This is a genomic window from Pseudoalteromonas sp. SR43-5, from assembly GCF_014163835.1.
GTDB lineage: Bacteria > Pseudomonadota > Gammaproteobacteria > Enterobacterales > Alteromonadaceae > Pseudoalteromonas > Pseudoalteromonas distincta.
Genome location: NZ_JACJEA010000022.1, coordinates 69,120 through 92,136 on the forward strand (window position 1 = coordinate 69,120; position 23,017 = coordinate 92,136).

Below are 23,017 nucleotides of genomic sequence, written 5' to 3' on the forward strand. Positions count from 1 at the left end.
CCTTTTAACATACATTGTAATTGGGTAACTATGTACTACTTCATATATGCTTTAAAAGCTGTACCTAACACCAAACATAGCCACAACAGGGTCAAGCTCAACAGTTGATGTAAGCGATTTTGCACCATTAGCATAAACAGTGGCATCGGTATCAATATCCATAATTGATACCATAGCGTGTAAACCCCAGTTTTTATCAATTTTATAGTTAGCACCTACCTGAGCCATAAAGCCAAACGAATCATCTAGCTTTACTTCTACATCGTCTGTTCCTAGTGTTGCTTTAAGTGCTTGAGAGGGTTGCTCATCAAAAAATGTAGTGTAGTTTATGCCTACGCCTATAAAAGGTCTTAGCGCATAGCTTGTATCTAAAAAGTGGTATTGTGCAACCAATGACGGTGGAAGTTGTTTTATATCTGCAATTTTGTTGCCTGCTAAGCCGTCTGCGCCATTTACATCGTGTGAAAACGGTGTTGCTGCTATCAGCTCTAACACCCATTGATCGTTAAATGCATAATCTACGGTGATACCTAGTTGAGTATCTGAATCACCTTTAAGGCCTAGCGTAGGTGCTTCATTAATCGCTGAGCTACTGTTATCAGGGTTTACGTTAATAGCGCCAACATTTACGCTAAAGTTAGCGTGTGCAGCTGGAGAGAGTGCTAATAAAGAGGTTAATAATGCGATGCTAATTTGAGTTTTCATGTTGTTCTCCAAGAACTACTGTTTGATTGGCGCTATTATTACCGAGCAATAAATATGAAAACCTGTTCTAGATCAAAGTTTAAAAAGCATTTGAAGCTTATAAAATATTTTATTGATTTAGATTAATTTTAGTGTCGTTATGCTTTTGTAAAGATTGACATATTTATTTAATTAACAGTCACATGAATATATTAAGGCAGGCACTGCCTTGCCATAATCTCGTGTTTAACCAAGGGCCTTAATAAACAAGAAAATATGTTTTTAGCAGGGTTCAAAAATAATTAAAACAGCCGACACTTAAAAAAGTATTGGAAGACTTAAATGCGATTGAGTCGGTTTGTATAATGAAATATAAACCGAGTATTTTATAATACATAAAATACTCGGTGCACTGACTTTACTTATCAATAGTTATTCTAAATAACGTTTAGCTTTGTTTTCTTTCACACTTTTAAGATCGACTAATACCAATCCATCAATACAATTATTAAAATCGGGATCAATGCTAAAGCTTAAAAATTGTACACCGCCAGGGTTGCAAAGCTCAGTATATTGTTTAAATAAAGTAGGGACTTGAGCGCCCATATTAGCTAACACATGTTTTAACTCTACAAAATCTTCTTTAACATCGTTTCCATTAAAAAGAATATTGCATTGAGTTAGCTGTTGCTCAGTTAATTTAAGCTCATTATTAGGCGTAGCTAGTTCTATACTGCTTTTATAATAATGTTGATAGTAATAAACGAGCATGGCTTTGGCTTGCTCAGGTAGAGCGTTGGACACGCTTACAGCCCCAAATAAATATCTATACTGTGGGTAGTTTTTTATAAAAGCACCAATACCGTACCATAAATAGTCGAGACTCTTACGTCCCCAATACTTAGGTTGTACAAAACTTCTACCAAGCTCAATACCTTGGTGCAGATAGGGCGTCATAGCGTCGGTGTAAGAAAATAAACTATCGGTATATAAACCTTCACGTCCATGTTTTTGTATTATCTGTTGTGCGCAGGCTAATCGATAAGCACCTACTAGCTCTAGTTGCATAGGGTCCCACAGTACAAGGTGTTGGTAATCCATATCGTATTTATCTATATCACGACGCTTACCGCTTCCTTCACCTACTGCTCTAAATGCAATTTCTCTGAGGCGTCCTAGCTCTCTAAAAATAGGGGAACTACCTACATATTGATATAGATGAATGTGCATGCCATCGTGTGTTTTACCCAGAAGCTGACATTGCTCAATTGCTCTTTTTAGTTCTTTTCTACACTCGGGCACAGCAATAGGTGTTTGTGTTTTTAGCGGCAGTGTTTTTTTAGTTGTAAGCCTATAAAGCTGCTTACGTATGAGGTTTACAATTTCTTTATCTTTAAGGTTTTCTATCAAGTAGGACTCAGGAGGGATAGAAGCACCAATTTCAAACTCTAAAGATTTTTGGCGCTGCTTAAACATTTCGGCCACTAATAGTAAACTTGCCAAAGGTTTATAAATCATTGATGTACCATAAAAAAGCGGACTATTTTTGGCTTTAATAAAAATAGGTAAAATGGGGCAGTTGGCTTTTTTTGCCATACGTAAAAAACCGCTATTCCATTTGCAATCCTTAATACCGGTTGGTCCTAGGCGCGACACTTCCCCTGCAGGAAATATAAGTAAGGCACCTCCACCTTTTAAATGGTTTTGTATATTACTAAGCTCTTGCTTTTTACTCATACCAGATAAGTTATCAACAGGGAGTAAAAGAGAATGCATTGCGCTGACCGACATTAACATGCGGTTTGCGACTACTTTTAAATCCTGCCTTACTGTAGAGAGTACTTTGATAAGTGCTAAAGCATCTAGTGAACCAATAGGGTGGTTAGCAACAATAACAAGTTTACCCTCGTTAGGAATATGTTCTATCTGCTTAGGTTTATAGCGCGTATCAAAATTGAGTTCATCAAGTACTTGCTCAACAAATTCTAATCCTTGTAGGTGAGGGTACGTATTACCAAAGGTGATAAACTCTTGTTCATGCAATAAGTAACCTAAGCCCTTTTTTACTAAACCTTTTACTTTTGGAGAGTTCTCTAGTTGTGGTAAGTTTGCTGCAATTACTTTATCAACACTTATCATATTAACCTCATATCCCGTTTGGTCTATTCGCTATACATGTAAGATTAAAAAAAGGGTGTGACAGTTACTTTGCAGTAGTGTGACTTTTTAAAGTACTAAATTATAAACTGTGAATTGCTAGGAGAATTTATGTCGGTATTGGTGGCTATAACGGGGCGCAACAACGAAAAGCTAATAACGAAGTTACAAGAGCGATTACCAAATACATTGATAGAGCAATGGCCTGATTGCAAAAACGCAAATAATGTGGATTTTGTACTTGCGTGGAATGCTCCTGAGTCTCTGTGGCCGCAGCTGCCTAACTTAAAAGCTGTGTCGTCATTTGGTGCAGGCGTAGATAGTATCGATTTAACATTATTACCTGAACATGTCGAAGTAGTACGTATTGTTGACATGCAACTTGCTGAAGATATGGCGGAATATGTACTTACACATGTCTTAGCTCAAAAATTACGCTTAAAAGAGTATTACACTAAACAAACACAGCAAACATGGAAGCCAAAACGAGCTTTTAGTAATAAACATGTTGGTATACTTGGATTTGGCGAATTAGGTAAAGCATGTGCGCAAAAACTTGTAACTAATGGTTTTAAAGTAAGTGCCTGGGCGCAAAGTAATAAAAACACGACTAATGTCGAGGTTTATTATGGCGATGAAGGACTTAGCGATATGCTTTGTAAGATTGATTATCTCGTGTGCTTATTACCTCTTACGCAGGCAACGAAGGGTATTATTAATCACTCAATGCTCGCTAAGCTACCTTCACATGCTGTTGTTATTAATGTAGCACGTGGTGCTCATGTGGTTGAGCAAGATTTATTAAATGCATTAAATAACGATAGCTTACGCGCTGCTACCTTGGATGTTTTTGACCAAGAACCTTTAACGCAGAATCACCCTTACTGGGGAAACCCCAAAATAACACTTACACCACATTGTGCAGCGCTATCTGATTTAAATAGCGTTATAGACCAAATAGCCGATAATATTGAACGTTTGAATATGGGCTTAGCACTCAATAATTCAGTGGATAGAACTAAAGGTTATTAGCTGATAGCTAATTAGTTTAAAAAACAGCTTGTTAACATTTGTAATTTTCATTAGTGTAAAAGATATTCTCACTAATAAAAATATAAAGAGGGTGTTATGAAATCCAGTCAAAGTGGAGCTAAATTAAGCCTCGTTGTTATTTCAATTATCGTGCTAGGTGTTTCAGCTTGGTTTAATCAGGCTAACGCTGAAGATAGTCCATCTAAAACACAAACCCAAAGTGAATTAACAATAGCAGATTAACCTAGCTTATTAGGTATTTTCAGTTTTCGTCTTTCTTCTCGTTTCACTCAACAGTACATGCACAGCACCATTATTGCAGTGGTGCTTTAGTGGCGCTTAATACTGTCCTGATCTAACGTGTTTCTAATATTTTAAAAATTCGCAACAAAAAAGCCCAGCAATGCTGGGCTATTAAATATTCTAAGGAGAAGTTGTTAACTTTGGGTTACATTAAATTGCCCAAATGTATAAACTTTAAACAGGTAAAAAGTGTTGATCAACACTAAACTCATATTTGAAATAACGCTCGACGACATAAGATCTAGGCTAAATGATAAGAATAATAAACCACATGCACTAATGGCGGCAACGCGCAGCAGTGTTATCTGGTTAATAAAGAATGCACCTAAACCTAGTGCAAGTAGTGTAGTATTTAAAAGCCAATCTAGCTCATTTAGCATGGTCGTTTCAATAGTTCAGTTGTTGAAAAAAGGAGCGCCATTATGTTGATCTTTTGCACACCTTTCAACCAAGTAATTTTAAATTTTCAGATTAGTTTTTTTAATGCTAAAAGTAACTGCCAATTGCCGAAAACAAACCATTGTCAGCAATTACTTGATACTTTTGACAGCTCTGTGGTTTTTGTAAATCACTGCATAAATAAAGGGATTCACGGCTAGAATCATAGTTGGGGTGCAAGTTGGAATCAATTAAAGTAGCTCCGTAACCTAAAAGTCCAGGCCAGTAAACACTCTCACTTACCATCCCTAATTTTTTATAGGTGAGCAAGGTTGGTTTTGGAAAAGCTAAAATTATTACAATAACAATGGCCAGAGATATAAATAGCCCCTTTTTTGACTTTGTTTTTTGGCTAGTGCCATTGTTTATGTTTGTTTTTTCCTCTGCGGGTATAGAGCGCTGAGTAGGGCGTTGCGGCTTTCTTTTTTGCGCTGTTTTTTTTCTTGTTGGTGCTTTACCTAGCAACGACTGTTTATTTGGGGTTTTAGACATAAAGCAAATCTGGCCTTTTTTCCGTAGGTCTCTATAATTAAATGAGCAAATTTATATACTAAGCTAATTATTATGATAACTTAAAGTTAGCTTATAGCCTACGAGGAATAAAGATGAATACGCAGCTATCAATTTTAATTGTAGATGACGTTAGCACAGTGCGTAGTTTTTTGAGCCAAACGCTCATGCACTTAGGGATAGATAACGTAAAGGAAGCATCTACTGCCTCACAATGTATTAGTGAGTGCCAGGCTGCAAATTATAATATCATTTTTTTAGACATAGAACTGCCGGACGGCGATGGCAAAGATTTGATTGCGCAAATCAATGAATTAAGCCCTGAGACAAATGTAGTAATGGTATCTGCACATTCAGGTATTGAAAATGTTAAGGATGCAATTGATAAAGGCGCTAAAGGATTTGTAGTGAAGCCGTTTACACCTAAAAAAATAGCGGCAATGCTTAAGAAGTTTTATCCAGACTTGGAAAATGTATGACACCAATCTGTTTAAATATTTATGTCGACTGTTATTAAAGTACGAGATTAAATCTTAGATAAAAAAAAACCGGCAAAAGCCGGTTTTTTATATTCTATCAAAAACAAATTATAGAGCTTTAATCTTAGCTGCTATACGGCTCTTATGACGAGCTGCTTTGTTTTTGTGAATTAGACCCTTAGTTGCGTAACGGTCTAGGATAGGTGTAGCAACAGAAAAAGCTTGCTGTGCAGCTTCTTTATCGCCCGCTTCAATAGCAACAATTACTTTTTTGAAGTAAGTGCGCATCATTGAACGACGGCTTGCGTTGTGCTGACGGTTTTTTTCGCTTGTGATAGCGCGTTTTTTTGCAGACTTGATGTTAGCCAAGGTTTGCTCCTAACAATCTTAAAATAAAGCTTAAATTAAAGGCCGTGGAATATGCCTGTTTCTATCATGGATGTCAATTTAAATTTAACAATCCAAGAAAAACTGCACCATATAACGAGCATCAATTTGCCGCTTTAGCAGTTAATATAGACATTGTAACAAAGCACAGACCCCCAGCCTAGTGCTTTAAAGCGATTTATAAAAAAGACTGTGGCATAATCGCCTATCTTGAGGATTTTTGAGTAGGTTTAAGGTGTCAAAAGGTTTATTTCGCTCTGGTATGATTGTTAGTTGTATGACTATGATATCGCGTATTTTAGGGCTCGTTCGAGATGCTGTCGTTGCCAATTTATTAGGCGCAAGTGCAGCGGCTGATGTTTTTTTATTTGCTAACCGTATTCCTAATTTTTTACGCCGTTTATTTGCAGAAGGTGCCTTCGCACAAGCATTCGTACCGGTGCTAAGTGAAATTAAAGAACAGCAAGGAGACGACAAGGTCAGACTTTTTGTTGCACAAGCAGCAGGCACATTAGGAACCATTTTACTAATTGTCACTATTATAGGTGTTGTTGCTTCTCCTGTTATTGCAGCATTATTTGGTACCGGTTGGTTTATAGATTGGTGGCAAGGCGGACCTAATGCCGAAAAATTTGAACTTGCAAGTTCACTACTTAAACTTACATTCCCCTATTTATTTTTTGTAAGTTTAGTTGCACTTAGTGGTGCGGTAATGAATGTGTATAACCGTTTTGCTGTTGCTGCATTTACACCAGTTTTGCTTAATGTTTCTATTATTACGTGTGCAATTTTTTTACATGATAAATTTTCGGTAGGTGCTTATTCACTTGCCATAGGTGTATTTGTCGGTGGTGTAGTGCAGCTACTATTTCAATTACCGTTCTTGTATCGCGCTAAAATGTTGGCGCGTCCGCGCTGGGCATGGCAAGACGAAAACGTAAAAAAAGTACGAAAACTTATGCTACCGGCTTTGTTTGGTGTCTCTATTAGTCAAATTAATCTGTTGCTCGATACCATGATTGCGTCATTACTGATGACGGGCTCAATTGCATGGCTTTACTATTCAGACCGCTTAATTGAATTTCCGCTGGGATTATTTGGTATTGGTATTGCGACAGTTATTTTACCGGCGCTTTCTAAACTACATAGCAGTAAAAAAAGTAGCGACTTTCAGCATACTCTCGATTGGGGAGTTCGTTTTGTTATATTTTTAGGCCTGCCAGCAATGATAGGTTTGATGATCATCAGCCCACTTATTATTACCGTGTTGTTCGACCACGGTGCATTTAAAGAAGACAGTATTGATCATGTCAAAGCTGTAAGCTTAGGCGTAGTCGCATATTCGGTCGGACTTGTAAGCTTTATGCTAATAAAAGTACTCGCTCCTGGCTTTTATGCTCGTCAAGATACAAAAACACCGGTGCGTATTGGTATTATTACCTTAGTACTTAATATGGTGTTTAACATTATGCTGGCTCCTTTCATTGGTTATTTAGGGTTGGCACTTGCTACTTCGTTATCGGCTAGCTGCAATGCATTTTTATTATACAGACAGCTTAAAAAAGAAAATGTATACCAGTTCTCATCAATGAGTATGCGTTTTACACTTAAATGTGTTGTTGCAAGTATTGTTATGGGAGCTGTCACATGGTTTGTGAGCAGTTACTATTATTGGGCTACATGGGCCTTTACACAGCAAGTAATATTATTAGTAGCGCTAGTGGCTTTGGCAGGTATTAGCTACTTTGCAATGCTATTTGTGATGGGCGTTAGACTAAATACGATAAAAAGTGTAGCAATTACTGAATCAAACTAAAAAAAAGATTATAATCGGCAACTCTGCGGCTTTAATCATTTTTTAGCCGTAATTAATAGCTCGCTAAACAAGGCATTAGGTGGCATGGAGTTAATTAGAGGTATACACAATATTCGCCCACACCATTTTGGTTGTGTGTTAACTATTGGTAATTTTGACGGCGTTCATTTAGGCCACGCAGAAGTACTAAAAGGTTTACTTAGCGATGCTAAAGCGCATAGTTTGCCTAGCACTGTAATGCTGTTTGAACCCCAGCCACAAGAGTTTTTTGCTAAAAACAATGCCCCTGCACGGTTAACGCGCTTACGAGATAAGTTACGTTTATTGAGTGATTTAGGTATTGAGCGAGTTATTTGCATTAGCTTTAATCAGCAATTTGCAAACATGCATGCTGAGCAATTCGTTAATGAGATTTTGATTAAAAAGTTAGGTGTTAAAGCACTTACTGTTGGTGATGATTTTAAGTTTGGAAAGCAACGCCAAGGTAACTTTCACTTACTTGCTAGCATGGGTAAGCAAGCGGGCATGGATGTAAAAAGCACCGCGAGCTTTCGTCAATTAAATGCTAGAGTAAGCAGCACTTTAATACGAGATGCTTTAGCATCCGGTGACTTAGCGAGTGCTAAAATAATGCTTGGTCACGATTATGCTATTTCTGGGCGTGTTATACATGGTTGGAAAAGAGGACGTGAACTCGGTTTTAGAACGGCAAATATAGCCCTAAAACGCCAAGTGTGTCCTGTCAACGGAGTGTTTGCAGTGCAAGCAACGATTGCAGGAAAACAGATTTTTGGAGTTGCAAATGTAGGCAATAAGCCGACATTTAATGGAACTCGTGCATTATTAGAAGTTCACCTTTTTGATTTTGCACAGGATATTTACGGACAATTTATGCATGTGGAGTTAATAGAAAAACTTCGCGATGAGAAAAAATTCGAGACATTAACACAATTAACGGCGCAAATAGCAACTGATGTTGCTGCCGCTAAGCAGTGTTTTGGTTTAAATCAGGTAGCCGATAGAGACGGAATGTAGGATAAATGAGCGACTATAAACATACTTTGAACTTACCGGAAACACCGTTTCCAATGCGTGGCAATTTGGCACAACGTGAACCAAAAATGCTTAAAGCATGGTATGAGGACGACCTTTATGGTCAAATTCGCAGCGCTAAGAAAGGTAAAAAAACCTTTATTTTGCATGACGGCCCTCCGTATGCAAATGGCGATATCCATTTAGGCCACTCAGTTAATAAAATATTAAAAGATATTATTGTTAAGTCTAAAACATTATCTGACTTTGATTCACCATTAGTTCCAGGTTGGGATTGTCATGGTTTACCAATCGAGTTAATGGTTGAGAAAAAAGTAGGCAAGCCGGGTGTAAAAGTTACTGCGAGTGAGTTTCGTGAAAAATGCCGTGCATACGCTAAAAAACAAGTTGAAGGTCAAAAAGTTGATTTTAAACGTTTAGGCGTATTTGCAGATTGGGATAAGCCATATTTAACAATGAACTTTGACTTTGAAGCGAATGCAATTCGTGTGCTTGGTCGAATTATTGAAAAAGGTCATTTGCATAAAGGCGCCAAGCCTGTGCATTGGTGTACAGACTGTGGCTCTGCATTAGCAGAAGCAGAAGTTGAATACCAAGATAAGCAGTCTCCAGCAATAGATGTGCGTTTTACATTTGTTGATCAAGATGCTGTTGTTAGTGCCTTTGATCTGGCTGATGGTCATAAAGGTGAAGGCAGTGTTGGTACTGTTATTTGGACAACAACACCGTGGACGCTTCCTGCAAACCGCGCTGTGGCTGTGCATGCCGATTTAGAGTATGCGTTAGTACAGGTTGAAGATGAAGGCGTACAACAACGTCTAATTTTAGGTTCTGAGCTTGTTAAAGATGCTATGGACCGTTTTGGTTTTAATCACTTTCACGTACTAGGGTATGTAAAAGGTGCAGCGCTTGAAAACTTGCAAGTAGCCCATCCTTTTTATGATTTTAATGTACCAGTGATTGTTGCAGAACACGTAACTACTGATTCAGGTACTGGTGTTGTACATACCGCCCCAGGCCATGGTCAAGAAGATTTCGTGGCTGGTTTAAATTACAACCTTGAAGTGGCTAACCCTGTTGGTGCAAATGGTGTTTATTTACCAGATACCGAACTTTTTGCAGGTCAGCATGTATTTAAGGCGAATGCGAGCGTAATTGAAGTGTTAAAAGAGCGTGGTGCGCTTATGCATCACCATGCGCTTACGCATAGTTACCCACATTGCTGGCGTCATAAAACACCAATCATTTTCCGTGCTACACCACAATGGTTTGTAAGTATGGATCAGGCTAACTTACGTCAAGATTCTCTTGCTGAGATTAAAAACACGCAGTGGTTACCAGAGTGGGGCGAAAGCCGTATTTCTAACATGGTTGAAAGCCGCCCAGATTGGTGTATTTCTCGCCAGCGTACTTGGGGCGTTCCTATTGCATTGTTCGTTGATAAAGACACCGGTGCACTTCACCCAAATACACAAGAGTTAATTGCTCAAGCAGCAGAGCTTGTTGAAAAGTCTGGTATTCAAGCATGGTACGATTTAGAACCAGCTACTTTACTTGGTGAAGAAGACGCCAAGCAATACATGAAAGTGCAAGATACGCTAGATGTATGGTTTGACTCAGGTGTGTCACACGCTTGTGTAGTAGATGCACGTGAAGACCTGGTTGGTCCAGCTGACTTATACCTTGAAGGTTCTGATCAGCACCGTGGTTGGTTTATGTCATCAATGATGACATCTGTTGCTATTAATGGCCATGCGCCATACCGCCAAGTATTGACTCATGGTTTTACTGTTGATGAAAACGGCCGCAAAATGTCTAAGTCACTAGGTAATGTTATTTCACCACAAAATGTGATGAATAAACTAGGTGCTGACATTCTACGTTTGTGGGTGGCTTCTACCGATTACACGGCAGAAATGACTGTGTCGGATGAAATATTTAAACGCTCAGCCGATCGTTACCGCCGTATTCGTAACACCAGCCGTTACTTGCTTGCTAACCTAAATGGTTTTAACCCAGAAACAGATCAAGTAGCTGTTGATGATATGGTTGAGCTTGATAAGTGGATTGTTGGTCGCGCAGCTCAGTTGCAAGACGAGATTTTAGCCGCATACGACAGCTACCAAATGCTATTAGTAACTCAAAAGCTAATGAACTTCTGTACGGGTGAGCTTGGCTCGTTCTATTTAGATGTTATTAAAGATCGTCAATATACAGCTAAGAGTGATAGCCATGCACGTCGTTCTTGTCAAACTGCGCTTTATCATATTGCAGAAGCAATGACGCGTTGGATGGCACCTATTATGAGCTTTACCGCACAAGAAATTTGGGAAGCGTTACCGGGTGAGCGTAGTGACTACGTATTTACATCAGTTTGGTACGATGGCTTACAAGCACCAACAAATAGCCAATTTAGTAACGATGATTGGTTAGAGATTTTAACTGTACGTGACGAAGTAAACCGCTTATTAGAAGCTGCACGTAAAGAAGAAGTCATTGGTGCAACACTTCAAGCAACGGTGAATTTATTTACGGGTAAAGAGCTTGCCGCTAAATTAAACGCGCTTGGTGATGAACTGCGTTTTGTATTGTTAACATCAGCCGTGAATGTTACTGAAGTTGATAGCCGGCCTGTAGATACACAAGCTACCGAGATTGAAGGTTTGTTCATTAGCGTTGCTGCAACAGATGCTGCTAAATGTGAGCGTTGTTGGCATTACAGCGAAGATGTAGGCGTTGAGCCTGCTCATCCTGAAATTTGTGGTCGTTGTGTAAGTAATGTTGACGGCGAAGGTGAAAAGCGTCAATTCGCTTAGGAGTTATTCTTAGTGAGCAAACTAGCCCAAAAAAGTGGTTTAGTGTGGCTTTGGTTGAGTCTATTACTTTTAGTAATAGACTTTGCCAGTAAAACACTTGTTGTAGGGACTATGGCTTATCAAGAGTCTATAAACTTACTCCCTGTTTTTAGTATTACTTATGTACATAACTATGGTGCTGCTTATAGCTTTTTAAGTGAAGCGGGTGGTTGGCAGCGTTGGTTTTTAAGTGCAATTGCCGTTGCTATTAGTGCTTTGCTTGTATGGTGGCTAAAACGCTTACCTGCTACAAATAAAGTACTATGCGGTGCTTATGCATTGGTACTTGCTGGCGCTATTGGTAATTTATACGATCGTATTGCGTATGGTTATGTAATCGACTTTATTCACGTTTTTTATAAAGACTCACATTTTCCTGTATTCAATATTGCCGATTGCGCTATTTGTATTGGCGCAGCATTATTGTTATTTGACGCCTTCACCGGCGAGAGTCCAAAGGAGCATAAAGCATGAGCCAAGCTGTAATTGGTGAAAACTCGCAAGTTATTTTCCATTTTTCTATTAAATTAGAAGATGGCTCTGCCGCTGATTCTACCAAGGTGCACAACAAACCTGCTAAATTAACAATGGGTGATGGCAGCTTAACGGCAAACTTCGAAAAGTGTTTATTAGGTTTAACTGCAGGCGAAAGTAAAACGTTTGAATTAGAACCTGAAGATGCTTTTGGTCAACCAAACCCAGATAATATTTACTACGTTGACCGTAGTAAGTTTGGTCCAGAAACACCAGCTAAGGTAGGTGCAATTATTGCGTTTACTCAACCTGATGGCACTGAGCTTCCTGGTTTAGTTCGCGAAGTGCAAGGTGAGTCGGTAACGATTGATTTTAATCACCCTTTATCTGGCCAGCGTTTAACCTTTGAAGTTGATATTATTGAGGTGGAAGGTTAATGGAAATATTACTAGCTAATCCTCGCGGCTTTTGCGCTGGTGTTGACCGTGCTATTAGTATTGTTGAGCGCGCTTTAGATATTTTTGAAAAGCCAATTTATGTTCGCCACGAAGTAGTACATAACCGCTATGTGGTTGATGGACTAAAAAGCCGTGGTGCGGTATTTGTTGAAGAGCTTGATCAAGTACCTGACGACAGTATTGTTATTTTTAGCGCACATGGCGTATCGCAAGCGGTTCGCAGCGAGGCTAAACGTCGTGATTTAAAAGTATTTGATGCAACGTGTCCGCTTGTAACTAAAGTGCATATGGAAGTTACACGTGCGAGTCGCAAAGGTATTGAGTGTATTTTAATTGGACATCATGGTCACCCTGAAGTAGAGGGAACAATGGGACAATATGATAACTCAGACGGTGGTATTTATCTTGTTGAAACCGTTGATGATGTTGTTGCGCTTAATGTAAAAAATGCTGAAAATCTTTTTTACTGTAGTCAAACGACTTTATCAGTTGACGATACTGCTGATGTTATTGATGCACTACGCAATAAGTTTCCATCAATTGACGGACCTCGTAAAGATGATATTTGTTATGCAACGCAAAATCGTCAGGATGCTGTTCGTGACTTAGCTGACAAAGTTGATGTGCTATTAGTTGTTGGCGCTAAAAACAGCTCTAACTCTAATCGCTTACGTGAACTTGCAGATAAAATGGGCACTGTTGCTTATTTAATTGATGACGCAACTGATGTGCAAGAGCAGTGGGTTTCAGGTTCTAAATCAGTGGGTGTAACTGCGGGTGCATCTGCGCCAGAAGTGCTTGTACAACAAGTTATAAGCCGATTAAAAGATCTTGGTGGTACGCAGGTTGTTGAAAACCCAGGCGAAGAAGAGAATATTGTATTTGCTGTTCCTGTAGAGCTACGTTAATTTAAAATTTAGATTATAGGAGAGTCGTTATGAGCAAGTCACTAAAAAATGATGGTTTGCTTTTTTCGGCTCTTTTTAATGAGCGAGGCGTATTAGCTTCGCTTATCGTTTCTCAAGTTATTGCTATTGTTTTAGCCTTTGCACCCAATGTAGAAGGCGATATTTGGCTTCGACTTGGGATCATTAGTTTATTTTTACATTTAATTGTTTTAGTCGGTACCTCTTCTTTATACTTTTGTAGATTTTTCTTACAAACGCGCACTCAAACTTTTCAATTAAGTTTGTTTTTTATCTTTTTTTTATTATCTACATGCATTTTTAGTATTTTATTTTCCCATTTTGCTTTTGATATAGATGATACAGATAACTTAATTTATTTCACACTTCGCAATTGCATTATAGTGGCTTTGCTGGCGGCTTTATTCGTCCAATTTTTATTAATTCATTTTGAGAAAGAGCAGCAAACTAAAGCGCTTTCTCGAGCTGAGCTTGATGCCTTGCAAGCTAGAATACGTCCTCATTTTTTATATAATAGTTTAAACACTGCTGCAGAGCTTACTCATCATGATGCCGATGCGGCAGAGCAGGCTATTTTAGCATTAGCCGCCTTATCGCAGGCTGCAATGCACTCAGGAAAAAATGTATCTCTTGACGATGAAATAACGCTGAGTAAGCAATATATAGCACTTGAAACATGGCGTTTCGGTAATCGCTTAAGCGTTGATTGGCAAATACCTAATGAACTACCTGCATTGAGTATTCCTTGTTTAACCCTGCAGCCATTAATTGAAAATGCAGTATGCCACGGTGTTGAAACAAGTGAGCATGGTGCAGAAATAAAAGTAGAGCTACATATTACTACCGGCTATATAACCATGATTGTTTCTAACCCTATAACAATTTCTAATGCTCAAACTAGGCCTAATAACGGCATGGCGCTTGAAAATATTCGCCAGCGATTAAATATTTATTATAAAAATAAAGCGCAGCTAACAATTACTAATAAAAATGATGTGTTTAGGGTCAAGGTCGTTATTCCTAAGCTAATTGAGGGCAGTGTATGAACGTACTCATTGTTGATGATGAACCTCTTGCGAGATCGCGCTTAATTCGTTTGTTGGCACATGATAAAAGCATAGTTGTACAAGGCGAGGCAAGTAATGGTAATGAAGCCCTAGTACTGGCTAAAAAGCAAACGCCGGATTTGATTTTTTTAGATGTTGATATGCCTGGTATGAATGGTTTACAAGTTGCTAATGAGCTCAATAGTTTAACTCTACCTCCTGCTATTGTTTTTATAACTGCTCACCCTGAGCATGCCTTCGATGCTTTACAATTAAGCGCTGCAGGTTATTTAGTTAAACCTATTTCAGAGCAATCATTGCAAAAGGTGCTTAAGCAAGTTGGGCGCTTAAATAAAGTACATATTCAGAAACAACAAAATGCAAAAATCTCTTATCAGCTAGCTGGTACTCTACGTAGTGTTGATATAAATGATGTTTTGTACTTTAGTGCAGAAGAAAAGTATACCAAAATGATATTCTGTGGTGGAGAAGCTTTACTTGAACAAAGTCTAAAACAATTAGAGTCACAATATCCTACACATATTTTGCGAATTCACCGCAATACATTGGTTAATAGACAAAAAGTAATTGCTTTGCATTCAAAAGCGAATGGTAATCATATGATTGAGCTACAAGGGGGCTGTGAGTTATTGCCAGTGAGCCGCCGTGAACTTAAATTAGTAAAAAATTCGCTTTAGGCTTACCTTGCAATTAACTTCCCCCTGATTTAAATACATTTGAGTCTTAATTATCAACGGTGTTATTGAATAAACAGGTTTAATTAACCGTTTATCAACAAATATAACCGCTTGTCTTAGTCCTCATTGATTCCTCAAATAAATAACATAAACTTAAAATCAGATAATTTTTATTTGGTTTTATTATGCAATCACCTCACGTAAAAGTGCAAAGAGGCTTCACTCTGATTGAAGTGCTAATTGCATTTATTATTCTTAGTTTTGGCCTTTTAGGCGCAGTTGCTTTGCAAGCAAAAGCAAAGCAAGCAAGCTTTGATTCTATGCAGCGTGCTGCTGCAGTTGCACTTGGTAATGATATTGTGCAGCGTATCCGTGCTAACGATACCCCGCAAATAGTTAGCCTATATACCCAAACATTTAATAGCGAAGCCTCAACTAAAACCTCACAGACGTGTTTTACAAGCACTTGTAGCGCAGCGCAAGTTGCAGCCCTAGACCTTGAGCAATGGAAAAGAGCTATAAAAGCAAGGGAAAACACAGGCTCTTTAGATGACGCAACTGTATGTATTGCGGCTACTGCAGTTGCAGGTACAGGTGGTAAAGCATTTAATTTAGAGGTCGTTGTATCTTGGCAAGGGCGTCAAGAGTTTAATGCAAATAGTACGACTGGAGACATCAAGTGTGGAACGGCTGATAAAAAGCGCCGTTTAGTTGTTTTAACTAGTTATATTTACCTTAGGAGCTAACATGAAGCAAAAAGGTTTTACACTTGTAGAAATGATGATTTCATTATTTATTGGTGGGTTAATTTTAGGCGGCGTTATGTTTACCTATATAGGTATGAAAGTAACCACTAAAGATACAATGACTATTGGTGAACTTCAAGAATCAGGACGCCTTGCAATTAACATAATGCAACGTGATATTGAACAAATTGGCTTTTGGGGCACTTATTATGATGATTCTTTTACTTCGGTAAACACAGAAGCATTATCAAACCCGCTAAATGACTGTTTTGAAGGACTAAATAACGGTAGTTTTCCTGATTTGGCAACTGCGAGTAACTTTAGAACTATTTATGCGAAGGTTGCAGATGCTTCAAAAGAACTAAACTGCGTAACGAGTCCAGTAAAAGGTACCGATATTATTCAGTTAAAGTTTTTACAAGGTGATCAATTAACTGAAGGTGAGACTCAAACGAGTGAAAACTATTTCATAGCGGAGCAAGAGAGAGCCCAATTCAAGCGAGGTGAAATTACAGGAAGTTCTGTTAATGCCTCTATTTGGCCGTATAGCCATCATGTTTATTATATTTCAGAGCAAACATATAAAGTAAATAACAAGAACCTAACTGTACCTGCATTAATGAGAAAGCGCTTAGTTGGTGGGAATATCACCACAGAAACTATTATGGAAGGTGTCGAAAACATGCGGTTTGTTTTTGGTCTCGATACAAACAGCGACAATCGTGTAGATACATACCGAAGTATTAAAAGTATGGAGCACACTGATTGGGAAAATCGAAAGGGTATTTTAACAGTACAGGTATTTTTATTAATACGCGCATTGGAGCCAGACCCTGGGGTTAAAATTAAAAACCAAACTTACATATTAGGTGAAGATGAAGACAAGCGTGAATTGAAATTCACAGATAGTTTCAGACGCACAGTGTTTACCACGACTATTCGATTAAATAATGTTGGATCAAATTTATGGCGTATTTAAAACAATCACAGAAAAAGCAGCAGGGTGTAGTACTGATCACTGCTCTAATAATGGTAATTGCAGTGACGGGTATAGCGGTGACCCTTATGAGCAGTAGTAGTATTGATATTAAAATTACCAATGCAGCGCAAGAGCGTGAAGTGGCCGAAAATGAACTTATTGGCGAAGTACAGCGCATGATTTCTGATGAAGCAAATAAAGGTGCGAATAATCAGTTTTTTTTGAGTCCAGATGAAGTCACTTCGATTGCAGCCTCTGATAAAGAAGGCATGGTGATCGCAACACATGATGGTATGCAAAGCAAAATGGTTAATCTAAATAAAGGTGCGCTTGACCTAGAGTGTCCTCGACGCTTTAATTTTACTGCAGGTATATCGTGCAATATGTTACAGGTCGCCACGACAATAGAATATGGCTCTAAAAGTAAGCATGAACTAACCATTGTTACAGGTGTAGCACAAGAAATGGCTAGCGTAAGTAAGGGGATTTAAGATGAAATTTAAATTAAACAAAGTGCTAGCCTCTTTACTTGGCTTAACAATAAGTGCGTCAGTTTATGCTGAAGATATAGAGCTTTATGTTAATCATGATGTGGATGTTGAAGAAAAACCTCGAGTATTACTGATTTTTGATACATCAGGAAGCATGGCTTTTTCATCAAGTACAGGTAGTAATTGTGGGCAATATCCGAGTGGAGGTTGGGTTTTATGTTCTGATAGTCGATTAGCTGCAGCACAGTTTGCGATGAATAAAGTTATTACCGATAACGAAGATACTATCGACTTTGGTTTAATGCGCTTTAAAGCCACAGACGGTGGTTATATAGTTAATGGAGTTGGTAAAGATTCTACAATTATACGAAATTCACTTGCTGCTTTACCTGCTGCTGGGGGGACCCCTTTAACAGAAACTCTTTGGGAAGCTTATTTATATATTACTGGGCAAGGAGTTCAGTACGGGCTTGAAGCTTCAATAATAGAGCGTGATACGAGTGTAGAAAGTTCCTCTACTGTCCAAGTTGAAAATCAATATTGTTACTGGGCTGGTCGGGGACGAAATCGCTATCAGGTATGTAATACATATTATGTACCTGAAACGAATTATACCTATATATCACCTTTTGCAGATAGCACCGCTGAGGCTAAGCGCTGCGACAACTCGATAAATATCATTTATATGACCGATGGCGACCCATCTGGTGATAATGATAGTGACAGCCAAATTAGTGCAGAGCATGAGAAGTACTTTGGGGAAGGATTAAACTGGAATACGGATAGTTACTACAGTAGTTACCTACACCAAATGGCTAAAATTATTCATGGTACAAGTGATACTACTGTTGATTTATACCCGTCGACTCCCGATATTCATGAAACAGGCCGTTTATATACTATCGGTTTTGGCTCTGGTATGAGCGCGAGTGGACAAGAGCTTTTACGTAGGGCCGCTTCTTTAGGTGGTGGTGAAAACTTGCCCGCAAGTACGCCAGATGAGCTTTCTGAATCATTAAACAGTGCAATTTCTCGTATTCGTGAAGTAAATGATAGCTTTTCATCGCCGTCCGTTGCTAGTAACAACGTAGATCAAACCCGTAGTCGAGATGCTATTTATTTTGCAATGTTTTATCCAGAGACAAATACCCGCTGGGGCGGTAACTTAAAAAAGTTAAAGGTATCGGGTAGTAACATAGTTGATTCAACAGGCAATGTAGCGCTTGATTCTAATGGTTTGATAGACACTGATGCAAAAACATTTTGGCTTCCTGATGGTAAGTCAGCAGATGGGAACTTAGTAGCACAAGGTGGCGTTAATTATCAACTAAGTACCTTAACAGGAACCAACGCAGAAGAACGAAGAACACTATATACAGATAAACAAGGCGATATAGTACGATTTACTACATCGATTGTTAGTGACATTCTTGATTTAATAACTAATAACCCAATTAGCTTATCTAGTTCAGATATTAAATGGGCTATGGGTATTGATGTTGATGATGAAGATAACGATAACGATACCACGGATCAAAGAGATGATATTTTTGGTGATCCTCTGCATTCAAAGCCTGTTGCGCTTGATTACGGTAATGATGATATTCGTATTCTTATTGGTACCAATGCTGGCTTTTTGCATATGTTTAAAGACGATGATACAAATAATGAAGTATCTGAAAGCTGGGCATTTATACCCTCAGATCTGTACAGTATTATCCAACCGCTGCGCAACAAAGAAACGGGTAAAAAATATGGTATGGATGGACCAATCAGCGTTTATTTTAATAATAAAAACTTAAATAGCGATGGTTTAAACGACGGGATTATTGATGCGAGTGGTGATGATGAAGTATGGGCTTTTGCAGGAATGCGTCGAGGTGGTAAAAACTACTACGCACTGGATATAACAAATCCCGATCAGCCTAAAAAACTATGGAGCGCACCAATAGAAGGCGGAAAAGGTGATTTTAAAGAGCTTGCGCAAACATGGTCAAAACCGCAAATAGCCTACATTAAAGCATTTGGTGACAAGCCTTTATTAATTTTTGGTGCTGGGTACGATACAAACAAAGATGCGGTGATTAAAAGTGAAGATAGTACAGGGCGAGGTATTTACATTGTTGAAGCCGAAACAGGTAAAAGAGTATGGGCATTAACACCCGATATTAATGGCTTTAAAGGTAAGCATAGTATTGCTGCAGATATTACCACGCTTGACTCAGATTATGATGGATATATAGACCGAATTTATGCGGCAGATACTGGTGGAGATATTTGGCGTATAGATATGCCAGGCACTAGTACTAGTGAATTTAGTCACTTTAAATTAGCTGAGCTTGGCAGTAATAAAGCAACTGAGGACAGACGCTTTTTTTACAAACCACTCGTTGCACGAACCATTTATAGTAAAGTAAGCGAGACAACCGTTGATGGTAGTACCGTTATAACACGCTTAGATACGCCGTATGATGCAATAGTTATTGGTAGTGGTAACCGCTCAAAACCAACCGGTACCAATGAAAAAGATCAACTGTTTATGATCAGAGATGAAAATACAGTTACTAAATCATATAAAACGAATGCACCGGATACTATTGTACCTGCTGATTTGATGCAAATGAATTCAGACCCATTTGGTAATGCTCTAGATGACGTTGATGATTTTGTTGACTTAGAAGTCGACTTGGCTAAATTTAATGGTTGGAGATATGAGTTAGGAACGGGTGAAAAATCACTAGCTGCTGCTACAGTTGTTGGAGGTGTTGCTTATTTTACAAGTTTCACACCTGCATCAGATACATCGACTGAAAACCAATGTTCCCTAAGTGGTGGTGGTGGTTCTTTATACGCATTTCACCTACATTATGGTACGAAAGTGTATGACGATCTTAAATTTACAACCAGCTATGATGTACCAGATACACCTCAGTTATACTTTGGCGAAGGCCCTTCATGCGTAGATGGTAATGGAGATGGTAAGTGTGATGACAACCCAACAGTTGACGTAACACAAGAAAGTCAGTTTTATCTAATTGGGCCGGGTATCAAAGGTGAAAATGCTGAAAACCCAATGAAGCCTGTTGAGATAAAGGGCCCTGGCTTAACAATTGTTGATGGTAAAGTTGTATTGGTTAATGACAATGCTGTAGGGTTTGGCTTTAAAACTCAACAAACATATATCTATAAACGTGAAGAAAATGACGAAGTTAATAATTAAGGAAATTAAATGAAGAAACAACATGGGTTTACCTTAATTGAGCTGATGATAGCGGTTGCAATTGTAGGCATACTTGCCTCAATTGCATTGCCCAATTATACAGAATATGTAAAGCGTGCTTCGCGCGCTGAAGCTGCTGCAGCATTGTTAGATGCTGCAAACAAAGAGGAGCAATATTTTGTAGATAATCGTGAGTATACGCAATCCTTTACTGACTTAGGGCTACAAAGTAAAACCGAAAATGGTCACTTTGAACTATCTATCAGCGTAGTTGATAGTAATACCTTCACTATTACAGCTAAGCCTATAGACGGTGCTGTAAAAGGAGATACTGATTGTAAAGAGCTTTCAATCACTGATATTGGTCTCAAAGGTGCAAAAGGGTCTAAAGGAGACACCGATATTGGTTATTGCTGGGGTCGATAGCCTAGATTACTTCTTCTGGCACTTATCAGTTGATTTAATACGTATTCTGCCAGTCTGACTTACTGATAAGGCCAACCCCTCGAGGTTGGCCTTATTGCTGTTGGGGCAATATATAAAAGTACCATTTTGAAAACTATTCAAAGAACCATCAGGACGAAACGTAATTGCGCTGCGAGGGTATTTAAGACTGTCAGCTTCATGGATCTCCTCAAAAGTACTTAAGAGTAGTTCATCATCATCTAACGAGGTTGATTTATCTTTGTCGATAAAGAGTGACATTTGGCCATTCCACTCGTCCTTTGTACATTGACTGTCTTTTAGTGCACAAAGCGTGACGTAAGTAGTATTTTCAATGGCATATAAACGGCCATAATTTATATTTCGGTGTAGGAGGTTTACGTGGTTATCTAAGCGGTTTTTAGCTAAAAAATCTGGGTAAAACCACATAGATAATTGGCTGATAATACTGACAACAGCCATAGATACCATTAATTCGAGAAGTGTTACTCCCTTACTTTTTGATATTGATAATCTCATCCTTGAAGACCTGAGTTAATAAATGATTAACTCAGTCTAGTAAATGATACAAATATGACAAGATATAATTGTACGTTTTTTAATCGCACTTTTCAGTGGTGTCACCAAGGTAGAAAGCAGTACCAGATACTGATACATTCAGCGCTTTATTGTTTTCATTGTCATTATTAGGGCAGTATACAAAGCCAGCAAAGTTACCGCTGGTGTTTAGGTTTGTTGTAATGCGCCCACTAGTATTAAAGCGAAGGCTACTATCACCAGTAAATTTAACCTTGTCTATACTATTTATCTGCTCCATGGTGCGTAAAATAGTATCTTCTTTCCAGTTATATATTCCGTTATTATTAGTATCTACAAAGAGAGTTATGATTGAATCCTCCCCCCATGAACTTTGACATTTAAAGTATCTATTAATCTCAACTTTACTTATAGGAGCAGGGCATATGATAACAATTTCATCCGTACTTGCAGCTTGAGCACGGGCGTAGCTAATATTTCTTTTTAATTCCAACAAAAAATTCTCAGCTCTATTTTCTTCTAGCATATCGCTGCTATTCCAAATCGCAATTGATGCAATAATGCCAACGATAGCAACGGTTACCATGAGTTCTAAAAGGGTGAACCCGTTTTGTTTGTTTTTCATATTAATCTCATTTACTGCTAGTCATTTAAGTATAGCTATTTTTATATAATAAATTATACCACGATCGGTTGTTTTATCACCGTAATTCAATTGCTTTGTTTGCTATGAACACTATGATTGTCTAAAATCGAGGCAACTGAAGCTTTCAAAAGTAATTAATATGAAAAAAATAGAAGCAATTATCAAACCTTTTAAGTTAGACGATGTGCGTGAAGCGTTGTCAGATGTGGGTATTACGGGGATGACGGTAAGCGAAGTTAAAGGCTTTGGACGTCAAAAAGGTCACACAGAGCTATATCGTGGCGCAGAGTATATGGTCGATTTTTTACCTAAAGTAAAACTTGATATTGTATTGACTGATGAAGATGTAGACCGTGCAATTGAAGTTATTGTAAAAACGGCGCAAACAGGAAAAATCGGTGATGGTAAAATATTTGTCACAGATGTTGAGCGTGTAATACGTATTCGTACTGCAGAGGAAGATGAAGAAGCGATTTAAGCTTGTTTTTCTATGTAGTTAAAAGGCGCTTTAGTAAGCTGTCTCTTGATCACAAGTCTGACTCAAGAGATTTTGCTAAATCGTAGCCTTCCAGGATGGCTTGTAACTTAAGCCATCCTTGCCATAACACTTTCACAGATGCACGCCCTGTGCGCTTGGT

24 protein-coding genes are annotated in these 23,017 nt (G+C 38.5%); 17 read left to right on the plus strand and 7 right to left on the minus strand.

All coding sequences use genetic code 11. The features are described 5' to 3' along the window. Positions 1-51: 51 nt before the first annotated feature. Together H5090_RS14025 and H5090_RS14030 are read right to left on the minus strand one after the other, a co-directional pair. Complete coding sequence (locus tag H5090_RS14025) at positions 52-705, minus strand: OmpW family protein (protein WP_024596630.1); 654 nt, start codon at positions 703-705, stop codon at positions 52-54. 411 nt (positions 706-1,116) lie between these two features. Then, the gene (locus H5090_RS14030; protein ID WP_024596629.1) at positions 1,117-2,823 is read right to left on the minus strand and encodes a lysophospholipid acyltransferase family protein; all 1,707 of its coding nucleotides are present in this window, start codon (positions 2,821-2,823) and stop codon (positions 1,117-1,119) included. Positions 2,824-2,952: 129 nt separating this feature from the next. Between H5090_RS14030 and H5090_RS14035 the strand changes: the two genes are divergently transcribed. Together H5090_RS14035 and H5090_RS14040 are read left to right on the plus strand one after the other, a co-directional pair. Further along, positions 2,953-3,873 (plus strand): glyoxylate/hydroxypyruvate reductase A, encoded by a 921-nt coding sequence (locus tag H5090_RS14035; RefSeq protein WP_182696008.1) that lies wholly within the window; start codon positions 2,953-2,955, stop codon positions 3,871-3,873. A gap of 96 nt (positions 3,874-3,969) precedes the next feature. Next, positions 3,970-4,116, plus strand: a complete 147-nt coding sequence (locus tag H5090_RS14040; RefSeq protein WP_002958221.1) for a hypothetical protein — start codon at positions 3,970-3,972, stop codon at positions 4,114-4,116. A 194-nt stretch (positions 4,117-4,310) separates the two neighbouring features. On the opposite strand, the gene H5090_RS14045 is transcribed toward H5090_RS14040, so the two are convergent. Further along, positions 4,311-4,556 (minus strand): hypothetical protein, encoded by a 246-nt coding sequence (locus H5090_RS14045; protein ID WP_002958222.1) that lies wholly within the window; start codon positions 4,554-4,556, stop codon positions 4,311-4,313. A 106-nt stretch (positions 4,557-4,662) separates the two neighbouring features. Further along, entirely contained in the window at positions 4,663-5,106 is a 444-nt protein-coding gene (locus tag H5090_RS14050) for a hypothetical protein (protein ID WP_024603734.1), read from the minus strand. A 113-nt stretch (positions 5,107-5,219) separates the two neighbouring features. Here H5090_RS14050 and H5090_RS14055 point away from each other — a divergent pair, with 113 nt between their 5' ends. Then, positions 5,220-5,603, plus strand: a complete 384-nt coding sequence (locus H5090_RS14055; RefSeq protein WP_002958224.1) for a response regulator — start codon at positions 5,220-5,222, stop codon at positions 5,601-5,603. A gap of 108 nt (positions 5,604-5,711) precedes the next feature. On the opposite strand, the gene rpsT is transcribed toward H5090_RS14055, so the two are convergent. Further along, complete coding sequence (rpsT, locus tag H5090_RS14060) at positions 5,712-5,972, minus strand: 30S ribosomal protein S20 (RefSeq protein ID WP_002958225.1); 261 nt, start codon at positions 5,970-5,972, stop codon at positions 5,712-5,714. Between the two features lie 295 nt (positions 5,973-6,267). Here rpsT and murJ point away from each other — a divergent pair, with 295 nt between their 5' ends. The 13 genes from murJ to H5090_RS14125 all read left to right on the plus strand — a co-directional run bounded on the left by murJ (position 6,268) and on the right by H5090_RS14125 (position 21,178). Continuing rightward, positions 6,268-7,806, plus strand: a complete 1,539-nt coding sequence (gene murJ / locus H5090_RS14065; protein ID WP_370660919.1) for a murein biosynthesis integral membrane protein MurJ — start codon at positions 6,268-6,270, stop codon at positions 7,804-7,806. A gap of 84 nt (positions 7,807-7,890) precedes the next feature. Beyond that, positions 7,891-8,841 (plus strand): bifunctional riboflavin kinase/FAD synthetase, encoded by a 951-nt coding sequence (ribF, locus tag H5090_RS14070; RefSeq protein ID WP_024596625.1) that lies wholly within the window; start codon positions 7,891-7,893, stop codon positions 8,839-8,841. Positions 8,842-8,846: 5 nt separating this feature from the next. Next, entirely contained in the window at positions 8,847-11,675 is a 2,829-nt protein-coding gene (ileS, locus tag H5090_RS14075; RefSeq protein ID WP_182696009.1) for an isoleucine--tRNA ligase, read from the plus strand. A gap of 12 nt (positions 11,676-11,687) precedes the next feature. Next, positions 11,688-12,188, plus strand: coding sequence for a signal peptidase II (lspA, locus tag H5090_RS14080; protein WP_002958230.1), 501 nt, complete (start codon positions 11,688-11,690; stop codon positions 12,186-12,188). After that, the gene (gene fkpB, locus H5090_RS14085) at positions 12,185-12,625 is read left to right on the plus strand and encodes an FKBP-type peptidyl-prolyl cis-trans isomerase (RefSeq protein ID WP_002958231.1); all 441 of its coding nucleotides are present in this window, start codon (positions 12,185-12,187) and stop codon (positions 12,623-12,625) included. The genes lspA and fkpB overlap by 4 nt, the downstream gene beginning before the upstream one ends. Continuing rightward, a complete protein-coding gene (gene ispH, locus H5090_RS14090; protein WP_002958232.1) occupies positions 12,625-13,554 on the plus strand; it encodes a 4-hydroxy-3-methylbut-2-enyl diphosphate reductase in 930 nt (309 codons plus the stop codon). The genes fkpB and ispH overlap by 1 nt, the downstream gene beginning before the upstream one ends. 29 nt (positions 13,555-13,583) lie before the next feature. Continuing rightward, on the plus strand, positions 13,584-14,618 hold the full coding sequence (locus H5090_RS14095; RefSeq protein WP_182696010.1) for a sensor histidine kinase: 1,035 nt from the start codon (positions 13,584-13,586) through the stop codon (positions 14,616-14,618). Then, positions 14,615-15,316 carry a LytTR family DNA-binding domain-containing protein gene (locus tag H5090_RS14100; protein WP_182696011.1) on the plus strand — a complete coding sequence of 234 codons (702 nt, stop codon included), beginning with the start codon at positions 14,615-14,617 and terminating at the stop codon, positions 15,314-15,316. Before H5090_RS14095 ends, H5090_RS14100 begins: the two co-directional genes overlap by 4 nt. A gap of 185 nt (positions 15,317-15,501) precedes the next feature. Then, the gene (pilV, locus tag H5090_RS14105) at positions 15,502-16,062 is read left to right on the plus strand and encodes a type IV pilus modification protein PilV (RefSeq protein WP_182696012.1); all 561 of its coding nucleotides are present in this window, start codon (positions 15,502-15,504) and stop codon (positions 16,060-16,062) included. Between the two features lies 1 nt (position 16,063). Continuing rightward, complete coding sequence (locus H5090_RS14110) at positions 16,064-17,041, plus strand: PilW family protein (RefSeq protein ID WP_182696013.1); 978 nt, start codon at positions 16,064-16,066, stop codon at positions 17,039-17,041. Next, on the plus strand, positions 17,029-17,532 hold the full coding sequence (locus tag H5090_RS14115; RefSeq protein ID WP_165723619.1) for a pilus assembly protein PilX: 504 nt from the start codon (positions 17,029-17,031) through the stop codon (positions 17,530-17,532). The genes H5090_RS14110 and H5090_RS14115 overlap by 13 nt, the downstream gene beginning before the upstream one ends. A gap of 1 nt (position 17,533) precedes the next feature. Further along, positions 17,534-20,752 (plus strand): PilC/PilY family type IV pilus protein, encoded by a 3,219-nt coding sequence (locus tag H5090_RS14120; protein WP_182696014.1) that lies wholly within the window; start codon positions 17,534-17,536, stop codon positions 20,750-20,752. A gap of 9 nt (positions 20,753-20,761) precedes the next feature. Continuing rightward, complete coding sequence (locus H5090_RS14125; RefSeq protein WP_024596576.1) at positions 20,762-21,178, plus strand: type IV pilin protein; 417 nt, start codon at positions 20,762-20,764, stop codon at positions 21,176-21,178. A gap of 6 nt (positions 21,179-21,184) precedes the next feature. Here the strand turns inward: H5090_RS14125 and H5090_RS14130 are convergent, their stop codons facing one another. Both H5090_RS14130 and H5090_RS14135 read right to left on the minus strand, forming a co-directional pair. Then, a complete protein-coding gene (locus H5090_RS14130; RefSeq protein ID WP_182696015.1) occupies positions 21,185-21,715 on the minus strand; it encodes a GspH/FimT family pseudopilin in 531 nt (176 codons plus the stop codon). 79 nt (positions 21,716-21,794) lie between these two features. Beyond that, positions 21,795-22,358, minus strand: coding sequence for a GspH/FimT family pseudopilin (locus H5090_RS14135; protein ID WP_165723617.1), 564 nt, complete (start codon positions 22,356-22,358; stop codon positions 21,795-21,797). A 160-nt stretch (positions 22,359-22,518) separates the two neighbouring features. Here H5090_RS14135 and glnB point away from each other — a divergent pair, with 160 nt between their 5' ends. Then, on the plus strand, positions 22,519-22,857 hold the full coding sequence (gene glnB, locus H5090_RS14140; RefSeq protein ID WP_002962211.1) for a nitrogen regulatory protein P-II: 339 nt from the start codon (positions 22,519-22,521) through the stop codon (positions 22,855-22,857). The last annotated feature ends 160 nt before the right edge of the window (positions 22,858-23,017 follow it).